This is a genomic window from Haloarcula mannanilytica, from assembly GCF_005406125.1.
Lineage (GTDB): Archaea > Halobacteriota > Halobacteria > Halobacteriales > Haloarculaceae > Haloarcula > Haloarcula mannanilytica.
On sequence record NZ_BIXZ01000004.1, the window covers coordinates 91,666 to 114,006 of the forward strand.

Here is a 22,341-nt window from a genome sequence, read left to right on the forward strand (position 1 = left end):
GTGAAAAAGGAAACCGACGCGTCAGATCGTGCTTACAACAACTGCGCGGCCTGGAACGCAACGTCGTAGACGCGGCCGAAGCCGGGCAGCAGGAGCACCGTTACGATAGCAGCACCGACGACAGCGGTGTACAGCCCCATCGGATAGGATTCGATAGTCTGACTGCCGTTTGGCTCCTCGATCCACATCGCCTTGACGACACGGGAGTAGTAGAACAGGCTGAGCGCGCTGTTGATGATGAGCGCGGCGGCCAGCGACCACGCACCGACTTCAAGCGTCGCCGAGAACAGGTAGAACTTCGAGAAGAAGCCGCCGCCGATCGGCAGGCCGGCGAGGCTAAAGAGGAACACCGTCATCGCCGCGCAGGCAATCGGTGCCTCCTTTGCGAGCCCGTTGTAGTCCTCGAAGGTGCGGCCAACGCCCCAGTACTCCGCCAGCGCGATGAACAGGAACGCGCCCGTGTTCATGAAGCCATACACCATCAGGTGGGACATGCCGGCACTCATACTGAGGCTCAGCCCCTCGCCGGAACTGGACACGGCGGCGAGCCCGATGAGGACGTAGCCGGCGTGGCCGACACTGGAGTAGGCCAGCATCCGCTTGACCGTCTCCTGGGTCGCGGCGGCGAAGTTCCCGATGAACATCGTCGCGATGGCGAGAATCTGGAACGCCATCACCCAGTTGATCGCGCCGCCGGTGGCAAGCAGGTCACCGATGGGGAACGCGACGGCGAAGACACGGAACGCCAGCACGAAGCCGGCGGCCTTCGACGCCGAGGAGAGGAACGCCGAAATCGGGGCCGGTGCGCCCTCGTAGGCCTCCGGTGCCCAGAAGTGGAACGGCACGGCGGCGGTCTTGAACGCGACGCCGCCGATAATCATCAGGATACCGACGCCGAGTATGGCCATCGGAACGGCGGGGTCACCGGCCTGTGCCTGTATCGACCCGTTGACGATGGTCTGGACCGTCCCGCTGGAGATGGCCGTCGCGATGCCGTCGAACCGGAGGACACCCGTCGCGGCGTACACCAGCGAGATGCCGTAGGCCAGCACCGCCGAGGACACCGCGCCGATGAGGAAGTACTTCAGTCCGGCCTCGACGCTGCCCTTGTTCTCCTTGAGGAAGGCGACGAGCGCGTACGACGGCAGCGACACCAGTTCCAGTGCGACGAAGGCCGATGCCAGGCTGTTGGCCGCGCTCAGGAGACTCATCCCGGTCGCGGACAGCAGGACCAGCGCGAAGAACTCCGCCTGGTAGCTGTGTTCGGCAACGTAGTCGTAGCTCGCGAGGACGACCAGCGTGGTGACGCTGGCGACGATAGCCATGAAGAACAGGGCCATCTGGTCGACGACGAGCTGGTTGTTGAACAGCGCGACGCCGGTGCTGTCGGCGATCCCGGTGCCGGCGGAGATAAACCAGCCGGCGAACCCGAAGGAAACCAGGGAGCCGACGACCGAGATGCCGGCGATGGCACCCGTGTTCGTCGTATCCGGGTCGATGGAGTCAGCGAGCAGCAACACTAGAGAGGCAAGGCCCAGCGACAGTGCCGGGGCGAGTGCCATCCAGTCAGGGAGTGCGACCATCTATGCACCACCTCCGAGTTCGAGAACCGGTGAAATCGAGTCCGTTATCATTCCAAAGGAGATGTCTGGTGCGACACCGAGTGCGATGACCAGCAGCAGCAACACTGCCAGGGGCGCAACGTCGTGGAGCGCAGCCGGGCCGACCTCGTAGTCGGTTTCCAGGCTGAAGGCCCCGAACAACGTGCGCTGCATGGCCCACAGCAGGTAGCCGGCGACGATGACGATGCCGAACATCGCCAGCGACGTGAGCACCGGCGCGGCCCCGCCGAGCGTGGGCGCGTCGAACGAACCCTGGAAGATGAAGTACTCTCCGGCGAAGCCGGCCATCAGCGGCAGGCCCATGTAGCCGAAGGCGGCGGCGACGAAGATGCCGACCGTCCAGGGCATCCGGTCCGCCAGCCCGGACATGTCACCGACCATCCGCGTGTGCGTCGTGTTGTAGATGACGCCGACGCACATGAACATCAGCCCCGAGATGAGGCCGTGAGCGATCATCTGGAAGGTCGCCCCGCCCATACCGTAGGGCGTGAACGCGACCAGGCCCAGGATGACATAGCCCATTGAGGAAATCGAGGAGTAAGCGACGATGCGCTTGAGGTCACGCTGTGCGAGCGCGAGCATCGCGCCGTAGATGACGCTGACGACGCCGATGATTGCCAGCGGAACCGCGAGTTGTCGCGCTGTGTCAGCGAGCATCGTGAAGTTGAACCGCAGCAGTGCGTAGGTCCCCATCTTCAGGAGGACGCCGGCCAGCATGACCGACACCGGCGTCGGGGCCTCGACGTGGGCGTCCGGCAGCCACGTGTGCAGCGGGAAGACGGGCACCTTCACCGCGAACCCGAAGAACATCAGGATGAACGAAATCGTCATCAGGTTCACCCCGGCGATGGTCGGCAGGCCGCTCGCGGTGCGGAACGCCTCGGCCATCGCAGGCAGGGACAGCGACGTGAGGTCAGTGCTGAACACGAGCGCGAACAGGCCCGCGAACATGACCAGCGACGCCACGTTCGTGTAGACGAAGAACTTGATCGCGGCGTACTTCCGGCGCGGGCCGCCCCAGACACCGATGAGCAGGTACATCGGGATGAGGACGCCCTCCCAGAAGACGAACCAGAGGAAGAAATCGAGCGCGGAGAACACGCCGATGAGGCTCACTTCCATGAACAACATTAGTCCGTAGAACTGGGACTGTCGCTCGTCGATTGGCGTCCACGCCGAGACGATGGCGAGCGTCGTCAGTACTGTCGTCAGCGCCAGCAGCGGCATGCTAATGCCGTCGAGGCCGACGAAGTACGACACTTCTAGTTCGCCCAGCGTCAGCCATGGGATCTGCTGGCTGAAGGCGATATCGGCGGGCGACAGCAAGGCGTTGCCCGTGCCGCCGTACTGTGTGAGGTACACCCAGTACATGTAGAGGCTGCCAAGCGCCGGGATCACACTAATCGCAGCCGCGAGCTTCCCGGCGTACTTATCGGGAGAGAGGAACACGACGCCGGTTCCGAGCAGGGTCACCAGCAGGAGTGCAGCGACCCACATTCAGAACCACCCTCCCATGATGCCGAAGGCGGCAAGCAAGAGCACGAGTCCAAGCGTCAGTAGTGTCGCGTAGTTGCTGACGACGCCGGACTGGATGCGTCGGATGCGGCTGCCGCCGAACAGGCTCACGCTGGAGACGCCGTTGACGACGCCGTCGACGACGCCCTGATCGAACTTGTCCATCGCACGCGCGAGCGGGTGGGTGACACCCGTCGCGAGCCACACCTGATACTCGTCCTGGTAGTAGTTGTGCATGAGTAGCGTCTTCAGACCACCGAGTTTGTCCGTGTGCTCGACCGGGTCGGCACCGCCGTAGAGACTCCGCGCGACGAGCACGCCGGCGAGTGCCAGCCCGAGCGAGACAGCCGCCGAAGCCAGCAGTGTGCCGATTTCACCGCCCAGCGGATAGGCCGGGTCGACGTGGGGCACCTCGTGCAGCAGTTCCTCGTAATGGTGCAGGTCCGTCGAGAGGAGGGCCGGCCAGCCGCCTTCTTCGGGGCCGGTCAGCCACTTGTGGAGGAAGTCGATGTGGGCACCGGTGAGCTTCGCGACCGGGGCCATGTTGATGAAGCCGATGGTCGTTGCGAGGATGCCAAGCACCGTCAGCGGGCCCTTGACGTTCCAGTGGACGGGCTCGGGGTCGCGTGCGGTGTCCGAGCGCGCGTCACCGTGGAAGGTCAGGTACACCATCCGGAAGGTGTAGAAGCCGGTGAAGAACACGGCCAGCAGGCCCATGGCGTACGCGGCGAGGTAGGCCGTTCCGAGGCCGCCCTCGGTCCCAAAGCCGTGGATGAGCGCCTCGTACAGCACCTCGTCTTTCGACCAGAAGCCGGCGAAGGGAACGATGCCGGCCAGTGCGAGCGAGCCAGCGAGGAACGTCCAGTAGGTCACCGGCATCCGGTCTTTCAGACCGCCCATGTCCCACATGTTCTCGTTGTGGTGCATAGCGATGATGACCGACCCCGCGCCGAGGAACAGTAGCGCCTTGAACACGGCGTGGGTCGTCAGGTGGAAGACCGCGGCGATGTAGCCACCCGACCCCAGCGCGAGCATCATGTACCCGTACTGTGAGATCGTCGAGTACGCCAGAACCTGCTTGATTTCCTGTTTGACCAGGCCCATCGTCGCCGCGAACAGTGCGGTGAAGCCACCGACGAGCGCGATAACGGCGAGTGCCGTCGGAGAGATTGCATAGAAGCCGTACATGCGTGCGACCAGGTAGACACCGGCCGCGACCATCGTCGCTGCGTGGATAAGCGCCGAAACCGGCGTCGGGCCTTCCATCGCGTCGGGCAGCCACGTGTGCAGCGGGAACTGTGCGGACTTGCCGATGACGCCGCCCAGCACGAGGAGGCCGAGCACGGTGAACCAGGCCTGTGGGCCCATGCCGACCGTCTCAAGCATTGCGATGCCTTCGACTTCGCCGTCGACGATGGCATGTTCGGCCAGCATCGGGAAGCTCTCGGCGACGACTTCGCCGCCTTCTGTGATCGGGGCGAACAGGCCGGTCCCGAAGGTGGCGAAGATGCCGACGACGCCGATGAGGAAGAAGTAGTCACCGAAGCGGGTGACCAGGAACGCCTTCTTCGCGGCGCTTGGCGGGCCGTCCTCGCGGAACCAGAAGCCGATGAGCAGGTACGAACACAGGCCCACCAGCTCGAAGAACATGAACGCCATCAGGAGATTGTTGGCGACGACGAACCCGAGCATGCTCGCCGTGAACAGGCCGAGGCCGGCGTAATAGCGCGGGAGGCCGGTCTCGCCCTCGTCGTTCATGTAGCCAAGCGAGAAGATGTGGACGAGGAACGAGATGAGACAGACGATAAGCAGCATGAGCGCCGACAGCGGGTCCAGCAGGAGTCCGAAGTTAAGCTGGAGCGATTCGACGCTCGTGGTCCACTGGTACAGTATCTCGTTGTGGACTGAACCGCCGGCCACCGTCAGCGCGACCCAGATCGATAGCAGGAGTGACCCGCCCGTCGCGGTGATACCAGCGAGCGCGCCGCCTTTCGGCATGCGGTCGCCGGCAAATAGCGCGACGAGGAACGATACGAACGGCAGCAGGACAATCGCCGGAGCGTATGTGAATGCAGCCATCTGTTACCACCTCATCGTCGTCGCCTTCGTCACGTCCACGTCTGTGAAGTTGCGGTACAGGACCAGGATGATACCGATGCCGATGGCGACTTCCGCGGCGGCGAGTGCCATCGTGAACAGGCTGAACACCTGGCCGGTGAGGTTCCCGTGCTGGAGCGAGAACGCGACGAGATTGATGTTCGCAGCGTTCAGCATCAGCTCGACGGACATCAGGAAGATGAGCGCGTTCCGTCGCGTGAGGATGCCGAACAGGCCGATACAGAATATGGCGGCCGACAGCAAGAGGTACGTCTCGGCCGGAATCACGAGTCGTCACCTCCGGGACCACCGTCAGCGGCAACGGCCATGTCGTCGTCGTCCGTGGTTTCCACACCGAGCGTTACTGACTCGCCGGCGACCTCTCGTCGGGCGAGCATGACGGCCCCGACGAGGGCTGCCACGAGGACGATATCGATAATCTCCAAGGCGACGAGGAAGCCTTCACCGGGGACGGCTGTCTCTCCTTCGCCCATAATCACGCTGGGATCGATATTGAACATTGCCGCCCCGAGGCTCTTCGTTATCGCCGCGCCCTCGCCGAACCCTGCCGGCGTCGGAAACGAGGCGCCCACGAACACCGCGCCGAGGACGACGAACAGGGCGATTGCGGCCAGTCCAGCGACGAAACTCCCCTCCGTTTGCAGTTCTGGTTTGTTGGTCATGGTGTCACCTCGATCACCGACTCGTCCTCACGGGTCAACATCACCGCGAAGGTGATGAGGACGAGGACGCCGCCGACGTACACCAGGATCTGCATCGTTGCGACGAACGCCGCCTGGTTCATTACGTAGAACACTGCGACGCTGACCAGTGACACGCCCAGTAACAGCGCCGAGTGCCAGACGTCCCGGACTAACACGACGCCCGCAGCGCTGCCCACCGTTACCATAGCGAACAGCGCGAACGCAATTGACTCTGCCAGTGCCATCTTACTTGGAGACTCTTTGCGGCGTCCCTTTGAAGATTCCTCTTTCGTCTCGCCAGTAGAGCCACTGTTTGCCGGTATGACCCCCCGATTCTGGGGGCGTATCAGTCCACAGCCGAATATGTGTCACCCGTGCTGTGTGTCGCAGGGACTTGCACGCGTGCGAGGTGCTGTAGACCTACGGGCAATCGAGAAACAGATCCGCGCGTTCGTCCGTACCACGACCCAGCCGAAACGTATCCGACGCAGTTACTGGTAGTCGACTTCGCCGTCGCCTTCGCCGATCCATGCGCCCCGATCGGGTTCACGGGACTCCAGCGGGTCGATGTCCTTGTACCACGGCACGTTCTTGAGTTGCTCTTTGTCGTAGGCGAACTCGTCTTTCGTGTCCGCCGTGAACTCGAAGTTCTGGGTCAGCAGGATGGCGTCGGTCGGACAGACCTCCTCACACAGCCGGCAGTAGATACACTGGCCGATGTGGAGGTTGTACTGCTCGCCGTTGCGCTGTTCGTCCATCACGATCTGAATGGTGTTGTTCGGGCAGACGTTCTCGCACTGCCGACACCAGATACACCGCTCCTGGCTCCACTTGTGGACGCCGCGGAAACGGGGGCTCACCTCGGGGGCGACATCCGGGTATTCCACCGTGAACGTCTCCCCGTCGAGGGCGTGTTTCATCGTCGTCGCCATTGATTTCAGGATTCCAATCATGAGAGGTCACCTCCGGTCGCTCGTCGGATGGTGCATGTAGCCGTCATTGGACGGTCACCCCGACGATAACTGCGGTCAGCAGCAGGTTCGCAAGCGAGAGCACCAGCATCCCCTTCCAGCCGATCTCGATGAGCTGGTCGATCCGGACACGGGGCACTGCCGAACGAGCCCACTGCGTGAACAGGAAGACGCCCCAGATCTTGATGAGGAACCAGACGATGCCCGGCAGGACCGGACCGGCTGGGCCGCCGAGGAAGATCGTGGCGATAATCGCCCCGCCGAGGAAGATGTGGATGAACTCCCCGAGGTAGATGAGGACGAAGTAGACCGAGGAGTACTCGGTCTGGTAGCCAGCGACGATCTCAGTCGGCGCTTCCGGAATGTCGAACGGGTTCCGGCCGACCTCCGCGAGGTTCGCGATCATAAAGAGGACGAACGCGAACGGGTTCACGAACGCGTACCACGACGGCAGCGGGCCGATCAGGGACTGCTGCTGGGCCGCGACGATCTCGCTCATCTGGAGCGAGCCGGCGAAGATGACCACCGACGCGCCCGTCAGGATGAGCGGGATCTCGTAGGCGAGGTTCTGTGCGACCGCGCGCAGACCGCCGAGGAACGAGTACTTGTTGTTCGACGCGTATCCGGCCATCACGAGGCCGACAGAGGCCATCGAGGCCGTTGCGAACACGTATGCCAGGCCGACCTCGGGGTCAGCGAGTTGGATGCCGTTGCCCATCGGGATTACGGCAAAGCCAAGCAATGCGGTGCTGGCAATAACGAGCGGCGCGAGGTCCCAGGCCGGCCGGTCGACGCCTTCGGGAACAATGAGTTCCTTCGACAGCAGGCGAACGGCGTCGGCCACGATAATGAACAGCCCGTACGGGCCGATCCGGTCGACGGCGATGCGGTCAGTGAACGCGGCGGTAATCTTCCGTTTTGCCCACGGACCGGCAAGCGCCGTGTTCGTCATCATGAGCGTCCCGATGAGCGCGGCTCCGATGAGGCTCGTCACGATCATCACGACCGTGCTGTTGGGATCGAGCCTAAGCAGGTTCGCGAGCGTTTCGGGTAACGGCGCCGACTGCATTACCGGTCCACCTCCCCGAGCACGATGTCGAGGCTCCCGAGCGAGGCGATCATGTCAGGGATGTACTCGCCCTGGGACATCTCCGGCAGCGTCTGCAGGTTCGAGAAGCACGGGCTGCGGATCTTGAATCGGGCCGGCTTGTCCGTCCCGTCCGAGCGGATGTAGATGCCGAGTTCGCCCTTCGCGCCCTCGACGGAGCGGTAGATCTCCTTGTCGGGCTCCGGTCGGAGCGTCCGTGGGACGTTGGCCTGAATCTCGCGGTCGTCTTCCGGCCACTGCTCCAGCAGGTCGACACACTGTTCGATGATGCGGGCCGACTCCTCGACCTCGCGGAGCCGAACGAGGACGCGGCTGAAGTTGTCGCCGCCCTCTTCGGTGACGACGTTCCAGTCGAGTTCGTCGTAGTAGCCGTAGGGGTCGTCCCGCCGGAGGTCGTAGTCGACGCCCGAGCCACGTGCGACTGGGCCAGTCGCGCCGTACTGCTTGACCTGGTCCTTCGAGAGGACGCCGGTGTCGACACACCGCATCTGGAAGATCTCGTTGCCGGTGACCAAGTCGTGAATCTCTTCGAGCTTGTGTGGGAGGTCATCGAGGAAGTCGCGGATCTTCTCGAAGTACTCCTCGCGGGGTTCGGGGAGGTCCCAGGCGACCCCGCCAAGTCGAAGATAGTTGAACATCAGCCGCTGGCCGGTCAGATCCTCAAGCAGGTTCTGGACGATCTCGCGGTCGCGGATGCCGTACTGGAAGACGGCGGTGAAGTCGCCGAACACGTCCAGCGCGAACGTCGCCAGCGCGAGCTCGTGCGAGGCGATCCGGCACATCTCCGCGGACATCGTCCGGATGACCTGCGCGTACTCGGGGACCTCGATGTCGGCGAGATCCTCGGCAGCGCGCGCGTACGCCCACTCGTTGAGGATACCAGCGGAAATGTAGTCCCAGCGGTCCGGGTACGGCATGATCTGGTGGCGGTAGGTACCCTGCTGGCACATCTGCTCCTCACAGCGGTGCAGGTAGCCGATATCGGGTTCGATGTCGGCGATCTGCTCGCCGTCAAGCACCGTCTCGACGTGGAGCACGCCGTGAGTTGCGGGGTGGTGTGGACCGATGTTGACGAACATCGTGTCCGGGTCGTCTTCGCTACGCTTGTCCTCGTCCAGCGGGTTCGCGTGCTCGCGCAGGGAGACGATCTGTGGCTGGTCCTGGTTGTAGTCCTGACTCAGCGGATGGCCCTGCCACGTCTCGGGCAGGAGGATGCGCCGCAGGTCCGGGTGGTCGTCGTAGTCAATGCCGACGAGGTCGTAGGCCTCCCGCTCGTGCCAGTCCGCGGTGTCGTAGACGCGAGCAGCCGACTCGTTGTGCGGGTCGTCTTTCGGCGACGGGACGATGATCGACAGCTCCTGTGTCGGGTCGTTGTACTTTCGCAGGTGGTAGATCGATTCGTACCGGTCGTCGTACTCCTGTGCAGTGACACAGGAGCAGTGGTCGAAGCCGGCCTCCTCTTTCAGCGTCGAGAGGACTTCCTGAACCTCGTCGGGACGGATGACGAACCCCTCGGCGTTGACGTGCTGTTCGCGGTCGAGGACGTGGCCCCCGAGCAGGTCCGCGAGCGCGTCGTAATCGAGGCCGTCCTCTGTTACGCCGACATCGAGCGCCGTATCGCGTGATGGTTTCTCTAAACTCATGGGTTAGGGAGAGTTGTTCCAGTTGTACCGCATGACGAGGTCGTCCTCGTCGATCTCGCTGGCGAGTTTGTCCACGAGCTCGTCCTGTTCGAGGTCGCCGAACTGCTCCAGTTCGTAGGGTTTGACCGTCACCGGCGAGGACTCGCCCTCGGCGATGCGCTCTTGCAGCTTGGCGACGCCATAGATGAGCGCTTCGGGACGGGGCGGACAGCCCGGAACGTGGATGTCGACCGGGATGACCTCCTCTGCGCCCTTGATGACGTTGTACCCTTCCTGGAACGGCCCGCCGGAAATGGTACACGACCCCATCGAGACGACGAACTTCGGCTCGGGCATCTGGTCGTAGACGCGCTTCATCCGCGGCGCGAACTTCGAGACGATGGTCCCCGGGACGATGATAACGTCCGCCTGGCGCGGGGACGCGCGTGGGACCCCTGACCCGAAGCGGTCGAGGTCGTGTTTGATCGCGTAGGTGTGGATCATCTCGATGCTACAGCAGGCGATGCCGAACTGCAGCATGAACATCGACGACCCCCTGACCCAGTTCATGAACTTGTCGAACTTGGTCAGGATGAACGGCGTCGATCCGAACGCCTCGCGAAGCGTCGAGTTGAAGCGGTCGTCGGCCCCGTCACCCATGCGGGCCTCCTGTGTCGATACGTCTTCGACGGCCGGTGGTGTCTGGTCACTACTCATATGTGTCTGCCCCCTTCGTGGCGCGCGGACTGCGCACCCACTGGACTGCGCCGTTACGCCACGCCCATCCGAGACCGACGACGAGAATGCCGATGAATGCGACCATCGGCAGCAGTGCCTTGGTCATCCCGACTTCAGCGACTGCGTCGCTGTAGATGACCGTCCACGGGAAGATGAGGACGGTCTCGATGTCGAAGACGACGAACAGCAGCGCGACCATGTAGTACTGGATATTAAACTTGATCTGCTGGCTGCTGCCAGTCGGCACTTCACCGGACTCGTAGGTGGTGCGTTTGCCTTGTTCCGGCACGCTGGGCCGCAAGAGGCTCGAAACTGCCATCATCGTCAGTGGGATGGCTAGCGCCACGACCGCGAGCGCGCCGATGGCGATCCATGGATTACTCATTCCGGTATCTCCTATCGTCTGCCGGTTAGAAGTACTCGCATATAAGGGTTCATTGTTCGGTTTTTCGGCCCTGTGGGTCGTTTAAGAGCCGACGATACAGCAGCCGGGAAGTGTCACTATGTCTCCTATATTTCCTGTGGAGTTTGACACTCTCGTCCGTTACTCCTCCCAGTACTCGTCTTTGAATCCCGGCGTCCCGAGCTCGTGGAGGTCACGCGACACCTCGCCGACCTCAGTCTGGAGGCCCTCGTGATACGAGACGAGGCGGTCACGGAGGTCGTCATACTGTCGCGCGAGAATCTGGGCCGCCGACAGCGCGGCGTTGAACGACTTGCCGGCATCGACCGCGGTGAGGGGCGCGCCCTGTGGCATCCCGATGACAGAGTCGACGGACTTCTCCTGGACCGGAACGCCGATGACCGGCAGGGGGTAGGCGATGCTGGCAGTCATGTTCGGCAGGTCTGCGGATTTACCGCCGGCACCGGCGATTATCACGTCGATGCCGCGGTCGGCAGCCGTCTCTGCATACGCGTACATCAATTCGGGCGTCCGATGGGCCGAGCAGACGAACGTCTCGAACGTGAAGCGGCTCTCGGGCGCGTCGGTGTAGTCGGTCTGCTCCTCGAAGCCGAGTTCGTCGGCGAGCGCCGCGTAGGCCCCGGGCCGCTTGCCTTGCCCGCCGGCCATCGTCGGCAGGTCCGAATCCGAGCCCATGATGATGCCGACGTCGGGCGTCAGGTCGTTCGGTCGGTCCATCTCGGCCTCTTCGTGCAACTGGTCGATGAGCGACTGGACGCTGTCTGCGGGCATACGACCGACTGGAACCGGGACCGGCGTAAGTGTGGGCGGTTTCCGATTAGTTGGCCAGCGCCGATTCCAGTTCGGCAAGCAGCGTCTGTGGTTCTGCGGGGAAGCATTTGAGAGGGTCAGTACGGCCGGTGACCTGTATCCTGAGCGCGTTCCGCTTGCGGTACGTGAGCGCGAGGCTGACTGCGCCGGCGACAGCGAAGGCCCCGCCGAGCAGGACAGACCGATCGAGCGACAGCAGGCCGAACCCGACCAGCGCGGCGCTCATCACTGCGAGAAACCAGTCGATGTCCTGCAGACTGACCTCGACCACGTCGTCAAGGTCGACGACCAGTGGCCCGTCGCCGCGGTCAACTACCAGTCGGTCAGCACCGAGGACGACAGTTCCGCCGGTTCGGAGTCTGCCGGTGTACCGCTCGGTGTTAACAGGCGCGGTGTCTGCAGTCGCGCTGTCGCTATCGTCGTCCACGGTCAGTCGTCGCTCACGGCGGGCGGACGGTCGCCGCCGCGCCCGCGGATGCGGTCTATCGCTGAGACGTATTCGCTGTCGTCCTCCGTGAGCGCGGCCCAGGCCGCGAGACCGCGCTCCTCGCGGGTCCCGGGCACGGTGTTGTCGAGGATGAAGGCGACGATGCCGCCGACAACCATCCCGGTGCCGCCCATGACAAACAGCGTGGTCGCGACGACATCAGTCCCGAGAACGCCGCCGAGTGCTGGGACGACCGCCAGACCCTGCTGGAGCGCCGTCGAGCCGCCAACATCCATTCCCTGACCAAGCTGGCTCATGTACTCCGGCACTGCGAGGCCGGCAAAGAGCGCGAAGCCGACGATGAAGACGTTCCGGTTGGCATCAAGGTCGACGTACTTGAGCTGTGAGAGGCCGACGGCGGCGATCTGTCCGAACATGACCATGTAGAGGCCGCCGATGATCGGCGAGGGAATGGTCGCGAACAACTGGCCCGCCGGTCCGAAGTAGCCGACCAGAATCATCACGACGGCCCCGATCTGGACGACATAGCGGGAGGCGACGCCGGTGATAGCGATGGCACCGACGTTCTCAGTGTAGGAGGTACAGCCGTTGCCGGTACCCATGATGCCGGCGAAGATATTTCCGATACCCTCCATGCCGATGCCGTGGTTGATTCGGCGGCCGCCCGGCGCGCCGCGGCCGGCGATGCGGGCGACGGAGTGGTAGTCGCCGAAGCTCTCGATAACGGAGGCGAGCATCCCGGCGAACATCCCGACGATGAACCCCGGCGTGAACTGCGGGAGCCCCCACTGGAACGGGTAGACGGGCTGGACCAGCGGCGCGCTCGTGACCGACCCGAGCGAGACGTAGCTGACCGAGCCCGCGGCGAAGACGCCGGTGACCGAGAGGATGGCCGCAACACTCCACGCAAACAGCATGCCCAGAAGAACGGGAAAGAGCTTGAACGCACGGTGGCGACGGTCGAGATACTGCGAACACGCGACAATCGAGAGCATTGTCAGCCCGAGCAGCCACCAGTTCTGGCCGGTCCCGGGGTCGGTCATGTTCGGATTGGCTATCTCCGGGACGTTAAACAGCGCCAGTCCGATGAGCGCAATGACCGGCGCGATGACCACCGGACCGACGTACCGCTTCAGTTTCCCCATGAGACCACTGTAGCCGATTACCACCTCGACGATGCCGGCGACGATGACGGCCCCCTGTAGCTCGACGAGCATGGTCTGCCAGTCCGCACCCTGCTGGGCGAGCACGCCGATTATCGCCAGCCCGGGTGCGAGCATGGAGAACGTCCCGCCCTGGACGATTGGGTATCGGTTTCCGAGCGTCGTCTGGGCGAGCGTCGCGATGCCGGAGACGACGAAAAACGTCCCGATGAGGCGGCCGACCTGGTCCGGCGCGGCCTCGACCATCCCCATCGCGCCCGCGAGTCCGAGCGGGATGGCCACGGACGCACCGATCATGGTCAGGTAGTGCTGGACGCCGAGCAGTATCGCCTGCTTTCGCGGCGGCTTGTCGTCGATGCCGTACTCGACGAAGCCGGCGGTCGTCGGTTCTTCCGGTGTGGTACCGTTTTGGCCGTCATCCGGCGGTGTCTCGTCAGTCATGCTCGCTACCCGTGGCACTGCAACTCCCGATACATATTCTTTGCTCGTTGGCCCAGCGAGCGACAGCACTGCGACAGTTCGGACCCGCTTCGAAAGGAAAACGCTCTTGGCCCGCTCCGACACAGACTTGGACATGAGCAACGGGGACGACGATGCCGACGCGTCAGACGACGCCGAGGCAGCAGACGAGATCGACGTGACCGCCGAAGAACTGGAATCGCGTCTCACAGAAGCCAGCGATGACCTGGAGGCCGCAGAGACGGAGGCCGACCTCGACGACGTGGAGTCGTCCCTCGACGACATCGAGAGCGACCTCGAAGCCGCTGACCTGCCCGAGCCCGACGAGGACGACGACGAAGCCGAGGACCCGCGCGAGGAACTGGAGTCCCAGCTCTCGGACCTCCGTGACGATCTCGACGCACAGCGTGGCCCCTACGCAGAGGACGTGGTTACCATCGTCACCGACGCGCAGGACACTGTCACCGACAGCGAGTGGACTGACGACGGCGAAGACGATGCGCAGGAGGCCGTCGAGACGTTCCTCGACGCGAGCGCGGAGTTCGTCGACCACGACGCCAACACGGGCGGCGAGTTCGTCGCTGCCGGGGACGCGCTGGGCACGGTCGCTGACGCGATCGAGGCAGCAGATCTCGACCCCGACGAGGACACGGAGACCATCGAGGGCCTCCTCGAAGCGGCGGAAGCCCTAGAGACGGGGCTCGATGAAGCCGAAGTCTGGGACGACCTGACTGTCCAGGAGCAACTGGACGCCCGCGGGTTCTACGACGTGTTGACCAACGAGAACCGGAAGGACTTCCCTCCGGAGTGGAACGCCGCGAAGCTCCACGCCGAGAACGGGAACTTCGAGGAGGTCCTGTTCGCCTACGACAAGCTCGGGTCGGAGTTCTTCGACGGCTACATCGTCGACATCCTCTACAACCTCGGCAGCGACGCCGAGCCGGCCTTCGACGCGATGCATCAGAAGGCACAGAAACGCGAGAAAGGGCCAATCGAGGTCCTGGGCAAGATCGGCGACGAGCGCGCAACCGAGACGCTGCACGACTACATCGACGGCGACGGCGACCCCGCGCTCCAGAAGGTCACGCTGCGCGCGCTGGGCGCTATCGGCAGCGCGGAGTCGGCCCAGCCGGTCGCCAACCGACTCGACGCCGACAGCGAGGAAGTCCGCTCGGTCGCGGCCCGCGCGCTCGGCCTGCTCGGTGACACCCGCGCTATCGACCCGCTGAGTGACGTGCTCGAATCCGACGACAGCGACTCCGTGCGCGCCTCCGCCGCGTGGGCGCTCCGACAGATCGGAACCGAGACGGCACTCGATGAAGCTGCTCGCTACACCGACGACCGCGCGTATCTCGTCCAGGCCGAAGCCGAGAAGGCCGCGAGCCCCTGAAGCCGAGAAGGTTTTTATACGAACGGGCGGCCAGACGCCCCGATGCGGTCGCTCGCTCCACTCGTCTGCTGCGTGCTCGTCCTCGTCGCTACAGCCCCGCAGATCGGTACTGGTCAGGTGTCGTCACCCGCCACAACAGCCAGTACCCCCGGTGATCCGTCGATTCACGCGGTGTATCCGGACCCGGTCGCCGGCGGCGACGACGGAGAGTTCGTCGTTCTCGACGTTCCCGACAGGACCGACATCGGACAGTACGCTATCACCGACGGCGATAGCACTGCCGGGGTTCCAAATACGACCGCACGCGGGCAGGTCGTCTTCTCGACGGCACCGAACCGAACGCGCAAACTCACCGACCGGCCAGTCGTCGGCCTCGACGGGCACTTCGCGCTGGCAAACGGCGGCGAGCGGGTTCGACTCCAGCGGGCCAACCAGACCGTCGACGCCGTCCGGTACACCGACGCTGTTGAGGGCGAACTCGGCGTCGTGAACGGGTCGGTCATCCGCTGGCGGCCGCTGGGCGCGACGGACCGCCCGGTCGTCCGTGCCGCCGGTGGCGAGGTCCGTGCGTTCGCGCTACCGGACGCGCCTGCTGCCCCGCTCCGGCCGATACGGAACGCCAGCGATCGGGTGTACCTGGCCGGTTACACGCTCTCGTCGGCCAGAGTCGCCGACGCTCTTATCGCTGCCCAGCGCCGCGGTGCGACGGTCCGCGTCCTTCTCGAAGGTGAGCCGGTCGGCAGTCGCACCGCCACTGAAGCCCGCACGCTCGACCGGCTGACCGACGCCGGCGTCTCGGTTCGGGTACTGACAGGCTCGCGCGCCAGATACCGGTACCACCACGCGAAGTACGCCGTCGCCGACGAGCAGGCCGTCGTACTGACGGAGAACTGGAAACCCGCGGGCACTGGTGGCAACAGCAGCCGCGGCTGGGGCGTCATCACGGCACAGCCGCGTGTCGTCGACGGGCTGAATCAGACGTTCCGAACCGATGCCGGGTGGCAGGACAGCGAGCGGTGGCAGGAGTACCGGCAGGGCCGACAGTTCGAGCAAGGGGAGCCAGCGACGGGCTCGTACCCGAGTGAGTACCGGACAGCGTCGGTGTCTGTCCGGCGGACGGATCTGCTTGTCACTCCGGACAACGCGCAGGGTGTTCTCGTCGAGACGATAGACGGTGCCGACGAATCTATCGATGTTATCCAGCCCACGGTCGGAAGCTGGGACAGCCCACTGCTTCGAGCGCTCCGCCGAGCGGCATCCCGCGGTGTCGAGGTCCGTCTGCTTCTGAGTGATGCATGGTACGTCCGCGAGGAGAACTCGCAGACGGCACAGCGGTTTCAGGAGTGGGCCGAGCGCAACGACGCGCCGCTGACGGCGGCGGTGGCAAACCCCGACGGCCGGTACGAGAAGATCCACGCGAAGGGGGCCGTCATCGACGACGAGCGCGTCGTCGTCGGCAGTCTCAACTGGAACGAGCAGGCGGCGACCGAAAACCGGGAGGTCGTGCTGGTGCTGCACGGCAGCGACGCGGCGGACTACTTCGGAGCTGTCTTCGACGCTGACTGGGAGGCCGGCGGGTTCGACACACCTGTCGGCGTGCTTGCGGCCCTGCTCGGCGTCCTCGTGGTCGCCGGGCTCGCCGCTCGGCGGCTCGTATTCGAGCGGTAGAATCCAGCGTGACGATGTGCTGGCGCAGCGTCGCAGGCTTACACTTCTTCGGGCAGCGCCGTCGAACTGCCGAGTTCTTCGTCGATTTCGGCCTCGGCCATCTTCTCGACCAGGGCGTCGATAACCGACTCGCGTCGGCCCTTGACGAACTTGATGGAGCCGACGACGAGGTGGCCGCCGCCGGAGACGCCGCCACCGTCGACCTCCTCGGTCAGTTCGGTGACCATCCGCGGGATATCAAGCCGGACGCCGTCAGAGCGCAGGACGGCGAAGTCCGGGCCGTAGCCGATGGTGATGACGGGGTCGCCCGTCTCGGCGACCTTCCGGTCGTGGATTTCGCCGGTCGTCTTGCCCGGCGCGGGGTAGGTAAAGCGGTGGGCGTGGTTCTCCACGTCAATCGTGTAGAGGTGCGCGCCGTTGTCGAGGCGCTCGTGCTCGACGTGGCTCATGGCGGCGTCGAGCTGGTCCTCGACATCGCGCTCGGCGCGCTCGGCGAGGAAGTCGACGACTTCCCCGTGGCGGTCCCGGTCGTCGCAGTCGACGTTCAACACGTCGGTGATGAGCTGTTCGCCGGAGTTGTAGCGGAGCCAGTGGGTTGCGTAGTCAAGCGCTTCGCCGATGTCGCGCAGGTCGCTCTCGTCGTAGTCCTTCTCGGCAGCGAGGTCGATGTAGTCCCGCATCGCCTCGGCCTCCGAGCGGTCCGACAGGCCCGCAACCGCGGGAACGTGTCGGAGGTCCTCGGTGAGGTCGGGGTCGATCATCCGGGCGAGTTCGACACACAGCATGCCCGTGGTGATGCGGTAGTCCTCGTCGTGGAGGTAGGGGTTGACGTGTTGCTCGATGAGCGGCTCGACGGCTTCCGGGTCCGGATGGTGGTGATCGACGACGACGACGGGGATATCGTAGTGCCGGAGGTTGCGGTAGGCCGGCGTGTCCTCCTCGGTCGAGCCGTTGTCGAGCATCAGGAGCATCGGGAGCTTCTGGCCGTGGCGGGTGCGGTCCTCCAGCGCGAAGTTGAGGTCCCGGGTCACGTCCTCCATCTCGTAGTAGGGGGCCTTGCTCGGCAGGCGCTTGAGGAGGTGCTGGGGCGCGCTGGCATCCTCGTACTGGGAGGCGATGAACGACTCCAGCGCGACCTGTAGCGGGACGCTCGCACAGAGGCCGTCGCCGTCGGCGTGGTGGCGCATCCGGATCGGGCGGCCCGAAAGGACAGTTTTGCGGAGTTCCGTCGCAACGTCACGGAGATCGTCCCACAGCTTCTCGAAGGCGGGCCACTCGACCAGCGGTTCCACGTCGGCCGGTTCGGCGGCCTCGGCCAGCGCCGCCTCGAGATCGCTCTCGATGTCGGCGGCTTCCTCGCCGTCGAGGACGGTCAGTGACTCGGCCTCGACCTGCAGGCCGTCGTCGCGTTCCTCGGCGCGCCCGGAGACGCGGACGATGTCGTCGATTTCGATGTCGGGGTGAGCACGGACGCCGGCCTCCTCGAAGGCGGCACACGGGACGATGCCGGTTTCGTCGCGGACTTGGAAGATAGTCGGGCCGCCGGTCTGTTTGATCTGGACGACTTGGCCCTCGATGACGACCGTGTTACCGGTGGCGTCGCCGAGGTCGGCGACGGTGGTCGCGTCGCCGTGGACGACGCGCTGCTCCTCGTAGTCGGCGACCCGCACCTCTTCAAAGCTCAGATCGCCGTCGGGGCGGATCTCGCCGAGTTCGACGATGAGGTCGTCGCCCACGTCGTACTGCCCCAGGAGATTCGAGTCGTGAACGAGCCCGGAGACAGCGTCGGAGAGGTCGACGAACACGCCGTATTCGACGGTGCCGTTGACAGTTGCATGATACAGTGCGCCTTCTTCGAGATCATCGGACGTACATTGGTCCGCGAGATCGTAGACGATGGTCCCGCCGTCGGGGACCGTGGCACCGTCGCCGGTGCCAGTTGGCGAAGACATTTGCCAGTTCTTCGGTGCTCCCCGGTTTGTACTCTTCGGAATCGGTGGCGGGACGAACACAACGCGTAAAAAGCGGCCGGCCCGACTGCGTGGTATGGGGTTGTTCCGAACGAGCGGGATACTCGGGATCGCGGAGTCCGCACTCGAATTCGCGCTCGCAGCCTCCGAAGAGGCCCATCCCAACGAGTACATGGGCCTTCTCCGGGGCGATGACGCCAGCAAGCTCGGGCTTGACGACGACGGCACGGTGCTGACCGACGTGCTGGTCATCCCGGGGACGGAATCGAACCCGGTCAGCGCGACCGTCAAAACGAGCATGGTCCCCAATGACATGCGGGCAGCGGGGTCGATTCACTCCCATCCGAACGGCGTCCTCAAGCCCAGCGACGCCGATCTCGCTACGTTCGGTCGCGGCGACGTACACATCATCGTCGGCTATCCGTACGGCCGCGACGACTGGAAGGCCTTCGACAGTGACGGCTCGGTCGTGGACCTTCCGGTACTCGACGTGGAACCGCCGGAGGAGTCCTTCTTCGACTTCGACCAGGCCGACATCGACGCGGAACTGCGCGAGGAGGAGTTCGACTCGTGACCCGCGTCGTCGCGCAGGGGACCTTCGATATCCTCCATCCGGGCCACGTCCACTACCTGCAGGACGCAGCCGACATGGGCGACGAACTGCACGTCATCGTCGCCCGCTCGGTCAACGTCACCCACAAGGAGCCGCCGGTCGTGCCGGACGAGCAGCGCCGGGAGATGGTCGGCGCGCTCAAGCCGGTCGACGAGGCCCATCTCGGCCACCCGGAAGACATCTTCGTCCCAATCGAGCGCATCGAACCGGACATCATCGCGCTTGGCTACGACCAGCACCACGACGACGAACAGCTGGAAGCGGCGCTGTCCGCTCGTGGTCTCGACTGTGACATCCGGCGTGCCAGTCCGCTGGAAGCTGACGTGGCCGACCGGCTCCTCTCGACGGGCCGGATTATCGATCGGATTCTCGACGAACGTAGCGAGTAACTATTCGACGGTGACCATCGCTTCCGAGACGACGCGCTCGTCCGAGGCGTCAGTGCCGGCTTCCACCGCCACGGTGTACTCGCCAGATGATGCGTCGTCCGGGACGGCGACGGCCAGCGTTCCCGTCACCGAATCGGCGACGGGGTCCCAAACTAATTCGGGCGGGTAGGACTCCCGAACAGCGGTGGGCTCGGGCTCGAAGTCCTCGTATGTCACCTGCCAGCTCTCGGGAATCTCGGCCAGCTGCCAGGTCATGACGCCGACGGACGAGGCCTGTACTTCGATCCGCGCCGTCTCACCGGGTGCGGCGGTCGCGTTCGACGTGTCGATTGACAGACTGCCGCCCGAGCCGCCGCCGGGCGCGCCACAGCCGGCGAGACAGAGCGCGCCAGCCGAGAGCGCGAGCATCGTTCTTCGGGTTCGCATACCGGCTGTTCCGGCGGCCGGGGCAAAACGATTCGCACGGGAACAGTTCGAAACCACCTCTGGCTTGAACGCCGGCGCTGTTCGGAAAGAGACGGTATTCCTACACGAAAACTGCACATCCGTGCTTGTTCGCTGCCGATCATCCTAAAAGACGACCATGAATACCGGGGGTTGGAAGTCATCGGTCAGGTGATTGGCCCCGCCGTCGAACAGTCAACTGCCATGTCAGCCACCGCAAGCGCGGTCGTGGTACAGACAGGCGGTCCCGCGATCTCCGCCGAGGCAGCCAGATATCTCGCCGGAGGCCTCGCGGCCCTCGCCGTCGGATTAGCGGCGCTGGGCTCGGGCTTCGCTGAACGCGGTATCGGCGCGGCGGCGGTCGGGGCCATCGCCGAGGACCCCGATATGTTCGGCCGGGGACTCATTCTCACGGTCCTGCCCGAGACGCTCGTTATCCTCACGCTGGTGACCGTGTTCGTCGTAACGTAGCAAAACTACCCGTTTCCGCGGCCCATTCCAATTTTTTGCCGCGTTCAAACGTTGGAATACAGACGGTGTCAACGAGAACGAGTACCGCAAGCTCCTCAGATGAGGTCAGCTTCGGCTAGTCGGTCGACGGCTTCCTCCAGGCGCTCCTTGCTGTTGGCGTAAGAAATGCGGGCGTAGCCGGGCGTTCCGAACGCAGTGCCGGGAACGGTAGCGACCTGCGCCTCCGAGATAGCCTGGTCGCACCATTCGGTATCGTCCCCATCGGGGGCAATCTCGGGCATCATGTAGAACGCACCCTGTGGTTCGGGGACGTGGACGCCGTGGTCCTCGAACAGGCCCATGAGGAACTCGCGGCGCTCGGCGAAGGCCTGGCGCATCTCCTCGACGGCGTCGTCGGTGTTCCGGATCGCTTCGACGCCGGCGTGCTGGACGAAGTTCACGGCACACGAGACCGAATGGGAATGGACCTTCCCAGCCTGCGAGATCAGTTCCTCCGGCCCGGCGAAGTAACCCAGTCGCCAGCCGGTCATCGAGTAGGCCTTCGAGAAGCCGTTGAGCGTAATCGTTCGGTCTTCCATGCCCTCAAGCGTGCCAAGCGAGATGGCCTCTGCCCCGTCGTAGGTAATCTCCTTGTAGATTTCGTCCGAGATAACCGTGATGTCGTGTTCGACGGCGAGGTCCCGGACGCCTTCCATCGCGTCGCGGGAGTACACCGCGCCGTGGGGGTTGCCCGGGGAGTTGACGACCAGCAGTTCCGTCTCGTCGGAGACGGCGTCGGCGAGGTCATCGAGCGCGCCTTCCAGTTGGAAGTCGTGGGCGGCGGTGTCGACGCGGGTCAGCGAGCCGCCGGCGAGCTTCGCCATCGCCTCGTAGGAAACCCATGCCGGGTCAAGCAGGGCGACTTCGTCTCCGTCGTCAATAACTGTCTGGAAGATTTCATATAAGGCCTGCTTGCCACCCGGCGTGACGATGAGGTTCTCCGGGCCGTACTGGGTGAGGCCATCGTCGTGAAGCTTGTCGGCGATGGCCTCCTTCAGTTCGGGGATGCCGTTGGAGGACGTGTAGCCGGTGTGGCCGGCATCAAGTGCGTCCTTGGCGGCGTCTTTGATGTTCTCCGGTGTGTCGAAGTCGGGTTCGCCGACGCTCAGGTCGACGACATCTTTCCCCTCGGCTTCCAGCTCTGCGGCCTTGTTGCTGATCGCGAGGGTCGCGCTCGGTTCTACACGTTCGACGCGGGAAGCGAAGTCCATAGTCATTGTTCGAGTTCCGTGGCGAGGTCGATTGCGCTCTGGACGGCCGAGGCCCCTTTGTCGGTTCGGGCCTCGGCTTCGTCCTGGCTCATGCCCGGGCCGATGATGCCCAGCGTGACGGGGGTGTCGCGGTCGAGGGACACGTCGGTCAGCCCCTGTGCGGCGGCGTGGCCGATGACCTCGTCGTGGTCGGTGTCGCCGCTGATGATCGCGCCGAGGACGGCCACGGCATCAACGTCCGACCGGCGTGCGAGCCGGTCGGCCGCCAGCGGCGTGTCGTAGGACCCTGGAACGGCGAGCGACGCGACGATGTCGGCGTCGTTGTCGGCTGCCGTCTCGCGTGCGCCGCGCTCCATCGCCTCGATAACTGCCCCGTGTTTGTCGTACTGGGCGACAACCAGCCCGAGCTGCACCATACCTGACTCCCGGGCAGGGGCAAGTAAAGAACTACCGTTCCGTCTCGCT

At 64.5% G+C, this 22,341-nt stretch carries 23 protein-coding genes; 5 read left to right on the plus strand and 18 right to left on the minus strand.

All coding sequences use genetic code 11. The features are described from left to right. Nucleotides 1-32 precede the first annotated feature (32 nt). From Harman_RS12585 to Harman_RS12650, 14 genes are all read right to left on the minus strand, one after another. On the minus strand, nt 33-1,583 hold the full coding sequence (locus Harman_RS12585) for an NADH-quinone oxidoreductase subunit N (RefSeq protein WP_137684145.1): 1,551 nt from the start codon (nt 1,581-1,583) through the stop codon (nt 33-35). Further along, nucleotides 1,584-3,119 carry a complex I subunit 4 family protein gene (locus Harman_RS12590; protein ID WP_137684146.1) on the minus strand — a complete coding sequence of 512 codons (1,536 nt, stop codon included), beginning with the start codon at nt 3,117-3,119 and terminating at the stop codon, nt 1,584-1,586. Then, nucleotides 3,120-5,216 carry an NADH-quinone oxidoreductase subunit L gene (gene nuoL, locus Harman_RS12595; protein WP_137684147.1) on the minus strand — a complete coding sequence of 699 codons (2,097 nt, stop codon included), beginning with the start codon at nt 5,214-5,216 and terminating at the stop codon, nt 3,120-3,122. A 3-nt stretch (nt 5,217-5,219) separates the two neighbouring features. Then, a complete protein-coding gene (nuoK, locus tag Harman_RS12600; RefSeq protein ID WP_004518191.1) occupies nt 5,220-5,522 on the minus strand; it encodes an NADH-quinone oxidoreductase subunit NuoK in 303 nt (100 codons plus the stop codon). Beyond that, a complete protein-coding gene (locus Harman_RS12605) occupies nt 5,519-5,917 on the minus strand; it encodes a proton-conducting membrane transporter (protein WP_137684148.1) in 399 nt (132 codons plus the stop codon). The genes nuoK and Harman_RS12605 overlap by 4 nt, the downstream gene beginning before the upstream one ends. Beyond that, entirely contained in the window at nt 5,914-6,183 is a 270-nt protein-coding gene (locus Harman_RS12610) for an NADH-quinone oxidoreductase subunit J (RefSeq protein ID WP_004591678.1), read from the minus strand. The genes Harman_RS12605 and Harman_RS12610 overlap by 4 nt, the downstream gene beginning before the upstream one ends. A gap of 246 nt (nt 6,184-6,429) precedes the next feature. Continuing rightward, nucleotides 6,430-6,891, minus strand: a complete 462-nt coding sequence (locus tag Harman_RS12615; RefSeq protein ID WP_004518194.1) for a NuoI/complex I 23 kDa subunit family protein — start codon at nt 6,889-6,891, stop codon at nt 6,430-6,432. 43 nt (nt 6,892-6,934) lie between these two features. Then, entirely contained in the window at nt 6,935-7,978 is a 1,044-nt protein-coding gene (locus tag Harman_RS12620) for a complex I subunit 1/NuoH family protein (protein ID WP_137684149.1), read from the minus strand. Then, the gene (locus Harman_RS12625) at nt 7,978-9,660 is read right to left on the minus strand and encodes an NADH-quinone oxidoreductase subunit D (RefSeq protein ID WP_137684150.1); all 1,683 of its coding nucleotides are present in this window, start codon (nt 9,658-9,660) and stop codon (nt 7,978-7,980) included. Before Harman_RS12625 ends, Harman_RS12620 begins: the two co-directional genes overlap by 1 nt. Nucleotides 9,661-9,663: 3 nt before the next feature. Then, nucleotides 9,664-10,356, minus strand: coding sequence for an NADH-quinone oxidoreductase subunit B (locus Harman_RS12630; RefSeq protein WP_137684151.1), 693 nt, complete (start codon nt 10,354-10,356; stop codon nt 9,664-9,666). After that, nucleotides 10,349-10,762 carry an NADH-quinone oxidoreductase subunit A gene (locus tag Harman_RS12635; RefSeq protein WP_137684152.1) on the minus strand — a complete coding sequence of 138 codons (414 nt, stop codon included), beginning with the start codon at nt 10,760-10,762 and terminating at the stop codon, nt 10,349-10,351. The genes Harman_RS12630 and Harman_RS12635 overlap by 8 nt, the downstream gene beginning before the upstream one ends. Before the next feature lie 159 nt (nt 10,763-10,921). Beyond that, nucleotides 10,922-11,572 (minus strand): AIR carboxylase family protein, encoded by a 651-nt coding sequence (locus Harman_RS12640; protein WP_137684153.1) that lies wholly within the window; start codon nt 11,570-11,572, stop codon nt 10,922-10,924. A 46-nt stretch (nt 11,573-11,618) separates the two neighbouring features. Then, a complete protein-coding gene (locus Harman_RS12645) occupies nt 11,619-12,038 on the minus strand; it encodes a hypothetical protein (RefSeq protein ID WP_137684154.1) in 420 nt (139 codons plus the stop codon). Nucleotides 12,039-12,040: 2 nt separating this feature from the next. Further along, nucleotides 12,041-13,663, minus strand: coding sequence for a uracil-xanthine permease family protein (locus Harman_RS12650; RefSeq protein ID WP_137684155.1), 1,623 nt, complete (start codon nt 13,661-13,663; stop codon nt 12,041-12,043). A gap of 133 nt (nt 13,664-13,796) precedes the next feature. Between Harman_RS12650 and Harman_RS12655 the strand changes: the two genes are divergently transcribed. Further along, nucleotides 13,797-15,071 carry a HEAT repeat domain-containing protein gene (locus Harman_RS12655; RefSeq protein WP_137684156.1) on the plus strand — a complete coding sequence of 425 codons (1,275 nt, stop codon included), beginning with the start codon at nt 13,797-13,799 and terminating at the stop codon, nt 15,069-15,071. A gap of 42 nt (nt 15,072-15,113) precedes the next feature. After that, nucleotides 15,114-16,739, plus strand: a complete 1,626-nt coding sequence (locus Harman_RS12660) for a phospholipase D-like domain-containing protein (RefSeq protein ID WP_137684157.1) — start codon at nt 15,114-15,116, stop codon at nt 16,737-16,739. Nucleotides 16,740-16,777: 38 nt separating this feature from the next. On the opposite strand, the gene Harman_RS12665 is transcribed toward Harman_RS12660, so the two are convergent. After that, nucleotides 16,778-18,691, minus strand: coding sequence for a DHH family phosphoesterase (locus tag Harman_RS12665; RefSeq protein ID WP_137684158.1), 1,914 nt, complete (start codon nt 18,689-18,691; stop codon nt 16,778-16,780). Between the two features lie 94 nt (nt 18,692-18,785). On the opposite strand from Harman_RS12665, the gene Harman_RS12670 reads away from it, so the two are divergent. Both Harman_RS12670 and Harman_RS12675 read left to right on the plus strand, forming a co-directional pair. Continuing rightward, nucleotides 18,786-19,283 (plus strand): Mov34/MPN/PAD-1 family protein, encoded by a 498-nt coding sequence (locus Harman_RS12670; RefSeq protein ID WP_137684159.1) that lies wholly within the window; start codon nt 18,786-18,788, stop codon nt 19,281-19,283. Next, nucleotides 19,280-19,711 (plus strand): adenylyltransferase/cytidyltransferase family protein, encoded by a 432-nt coding sequence (locus tag Harman_RS12675; RefSeq protein WP_137684160.1) that lies wholly within the window; start codon nt 19,280-19,282, stop codon nt 19,709-19,711. The genes Harman_RS12670 and Harman_RS12675 overlap by 4 nt, the downstream gene beginning before the upstream one ends. Here the strand turns inward: Harman_RS12675 and Harman_RS12680 are convergent, their stop codons facing one another. Next, entirely contained in the window at nt 19,712-20,137 is a 426-nt protein-coding gene (locus Harman_RS12680) for a hypothetical protein (RefSeq protein WP_235007206.1), read from the minus strand. It lies immediately after the preceding gene. Between the two features lie 222 nt (nt 20,138-20,359). On the opposite strand from Harman_RS12680, the gene Harman_RS12685 reads away from it, so the two are divergent. Further along, nucleotides 20,360-20,626, plus strand: a complete 267-nt coding sequence (locus Harman_RS12685; RefSeq protein ID WP_235007207.1) for an ATP synthase subunit C — start codon at nt 20,360-20,362, stop codon at nt 20,624-20,626. 95 nt (nt 20,627-20,721) lie between these two features. Here the strand turns inward: Harman_RS12685 and Harman_RS12690 are convergent, their stop codons facing one another. Together Harman_RS12690 and ribH are read right to left on the minus strand one after the other, a co-directional pair. Beyond that, nucleotides 20,722-21,882 carry a pyridoxal phosphate-dependent aminotransferase gene (locus Harman_RS12690; RefSeq protein WP_137684162.1) on the minus strand — a complete coding sequence of 387 codons (1,161 nt, stop codon included), beginning with the start codon at nt 21,880-21,882 and terminating at the stop codon, nt 20,722-20,724. Continuing rightward, nucleotides 21,879-22,292, minus strand: coding sequence for a 6,7-dimethyl-8-ribityllumazine synthase (ribH, locus tag Harman_RS12695; RefSeq protein WP_137684163.1), 414 nt, complete (start codon nt 22,290-22,292; stop codon nt 21,879-21,881). The genes Harman_RS12690 and ribH overlap by 4 nt, the downstream gene beginning before the upstream one ends. Nucleotides 22,293-22,341 lie beyond the last annotated feature (49 nt).

What these genes read in the sequence shown, in the direction of transcription:
- Harman_RS12690 (WP_137684162.1), bottom strand. Translation starts at nt 21,882, where the DNA reads ATGACTATGGACTTCGCTTCCCGCGTCGAACGTGTAGAACCGAGCGCG.
- Harman_RS12620 (WP_137684149.1), bottom strand. Translation starts at nt 7,978, where the DNA reads ATGCAGTCGGCGCCGTTACCCGAAACGCTCGCGAACCTGCTTAGGCTC.
- Harman_RS12590 (WP_137684146.1), bottom strand. Translation starts at nt 3,119, where the DNA reads ATGTGGGTCGCTGCACTCCTGCTGGTGACCCTGCTCGGAACCGGCGTC.
- Harman_RS12680 (WP_235007206.1), bottom strand. Translation starts at nt 20,137, where the DNA reads ATGCGAACCCGAAGAACGATGCTCGCGCTCTCGGCTGGCGCGCTCTGT.
- Harman_RS12605 (WP_137684148.1), bottom strand. Translation starts at nt 5,917, where the DNA reads ATGACCAACAAACCAGAACTGCAAACGGAGGGGAGTTTCGTCGCTGGA.
- Harman_RS12650 (WP_137684155.1), bottom strand. Translation starts at nt 13,663, where the DNA reads ATGACTGACGAGACACCGCCGGATGACGGCCAAAACGGTACCACACCG.
- Harman_RS12630 (WP_137684151.1), bottom strand. Translation starts at nt 10,356, where the DNA reads ATGAGTAGTGACCAGACACCACCGGCCGTCGAAGACGTATCGACACAG.
- ribH (WP_137684163.1), bottom strand. Translation starts at nt 22,292, where the DNA reads ATGGTGCAGCTCGGGCTGGTTGTCGCCCAGTACGACAAACACGGGGCA.
- Harman_RS12635 (WP_137684152.1), bottom strand. Translation starts at nt 10,762, where the DNA reads ATGAGTAATCCATGGATCGCCATCGGCGCGCTCGCGGTCGTGGCGCTA.
- Harman_RS12610 (WP_004591678.1), bottom strand. Translation starts at nt 6,183, where the DNA reads ATGGCACTGGCAGAGTCAATTGCGTTCGCGCTGTTCGCTATGGTAACG.
- Harman_RS12585 (WP_137684145.1), bottom strand. Translation starts at nt 1,583, where the DNA reads ATGGTCGCACTCCCTGACTGGATGGCACTCGCCCCGGCACTGTCGCTG.
- Harman_RS12665 (WP_137684158.1), bottom strand. Translation starts at nt 18,691, where the DNA reads ATGTCTTCGCCAACTGGCACCGGCGACGGTGCCACGGTCCCCGACGGC.
- Harman_RS12660 (WP_137684157.1), top strand. Translation starts at nt 15,114, where the DNA reads ATGCGGTCGCTCGCTCCACTCGTCTGCTGCGTGCTCGTCCTCGTCGCT.
- Harman_RS12655 (WP_137684156.1), top strand. Translation starts at nt 13,797, where the DNA reads ATGAGCAACGGGGACGACGATGCCGACGCGTCAGACGACGCCGAGGCA.
- Harman_RS12625 (WP_137684150.1), bottom strand. Translation starts at nt 9,660, where the DNA reads ATGAGTTTAGAGAAACCATCACGCGATACGGCGCTCGATGTCGGCGTA.
- Harman_RS12615 (WP_004518194.1), bottom strand. Translation starts at nt 6,891, where the DNA reads ATGATTGGAATCCTGAAATCAATGGCGACGACGATGAAACACGCCCTC.
- Harman_RS12670 (WP_137684159.1), top strand. Translation starts at nt 18,786, where the DNA reads ATGGGGTTGTTCCGAACGAGCGGGATACTCGGGATCGCGGAGTCCGCA.
- Harman_RS12685 (WP_235007207.1), top strand. Translation starts at nt 20,360, where the DNA reads ATGTCAGCCACCGCAAGCGCGGTCGTGGTACAGACAGGCGGTCCCGCG.
- Harman_RS12640 (WP_137684153.1), bottom strand. Translation starts at nt 11,572, where the DNA reads ATGCCCGCAGACAGCGTCCAGTCGCTCATCGACCAGTTGCACGAAGAG.
- nuoL (WP_137684147.1), bottom strand. Translation starts at nt 5,216, where the DNA reads ATGGCTGCATTCACATACGCTCCGGCGATTGTCCTGCTGCCGTTCGTA.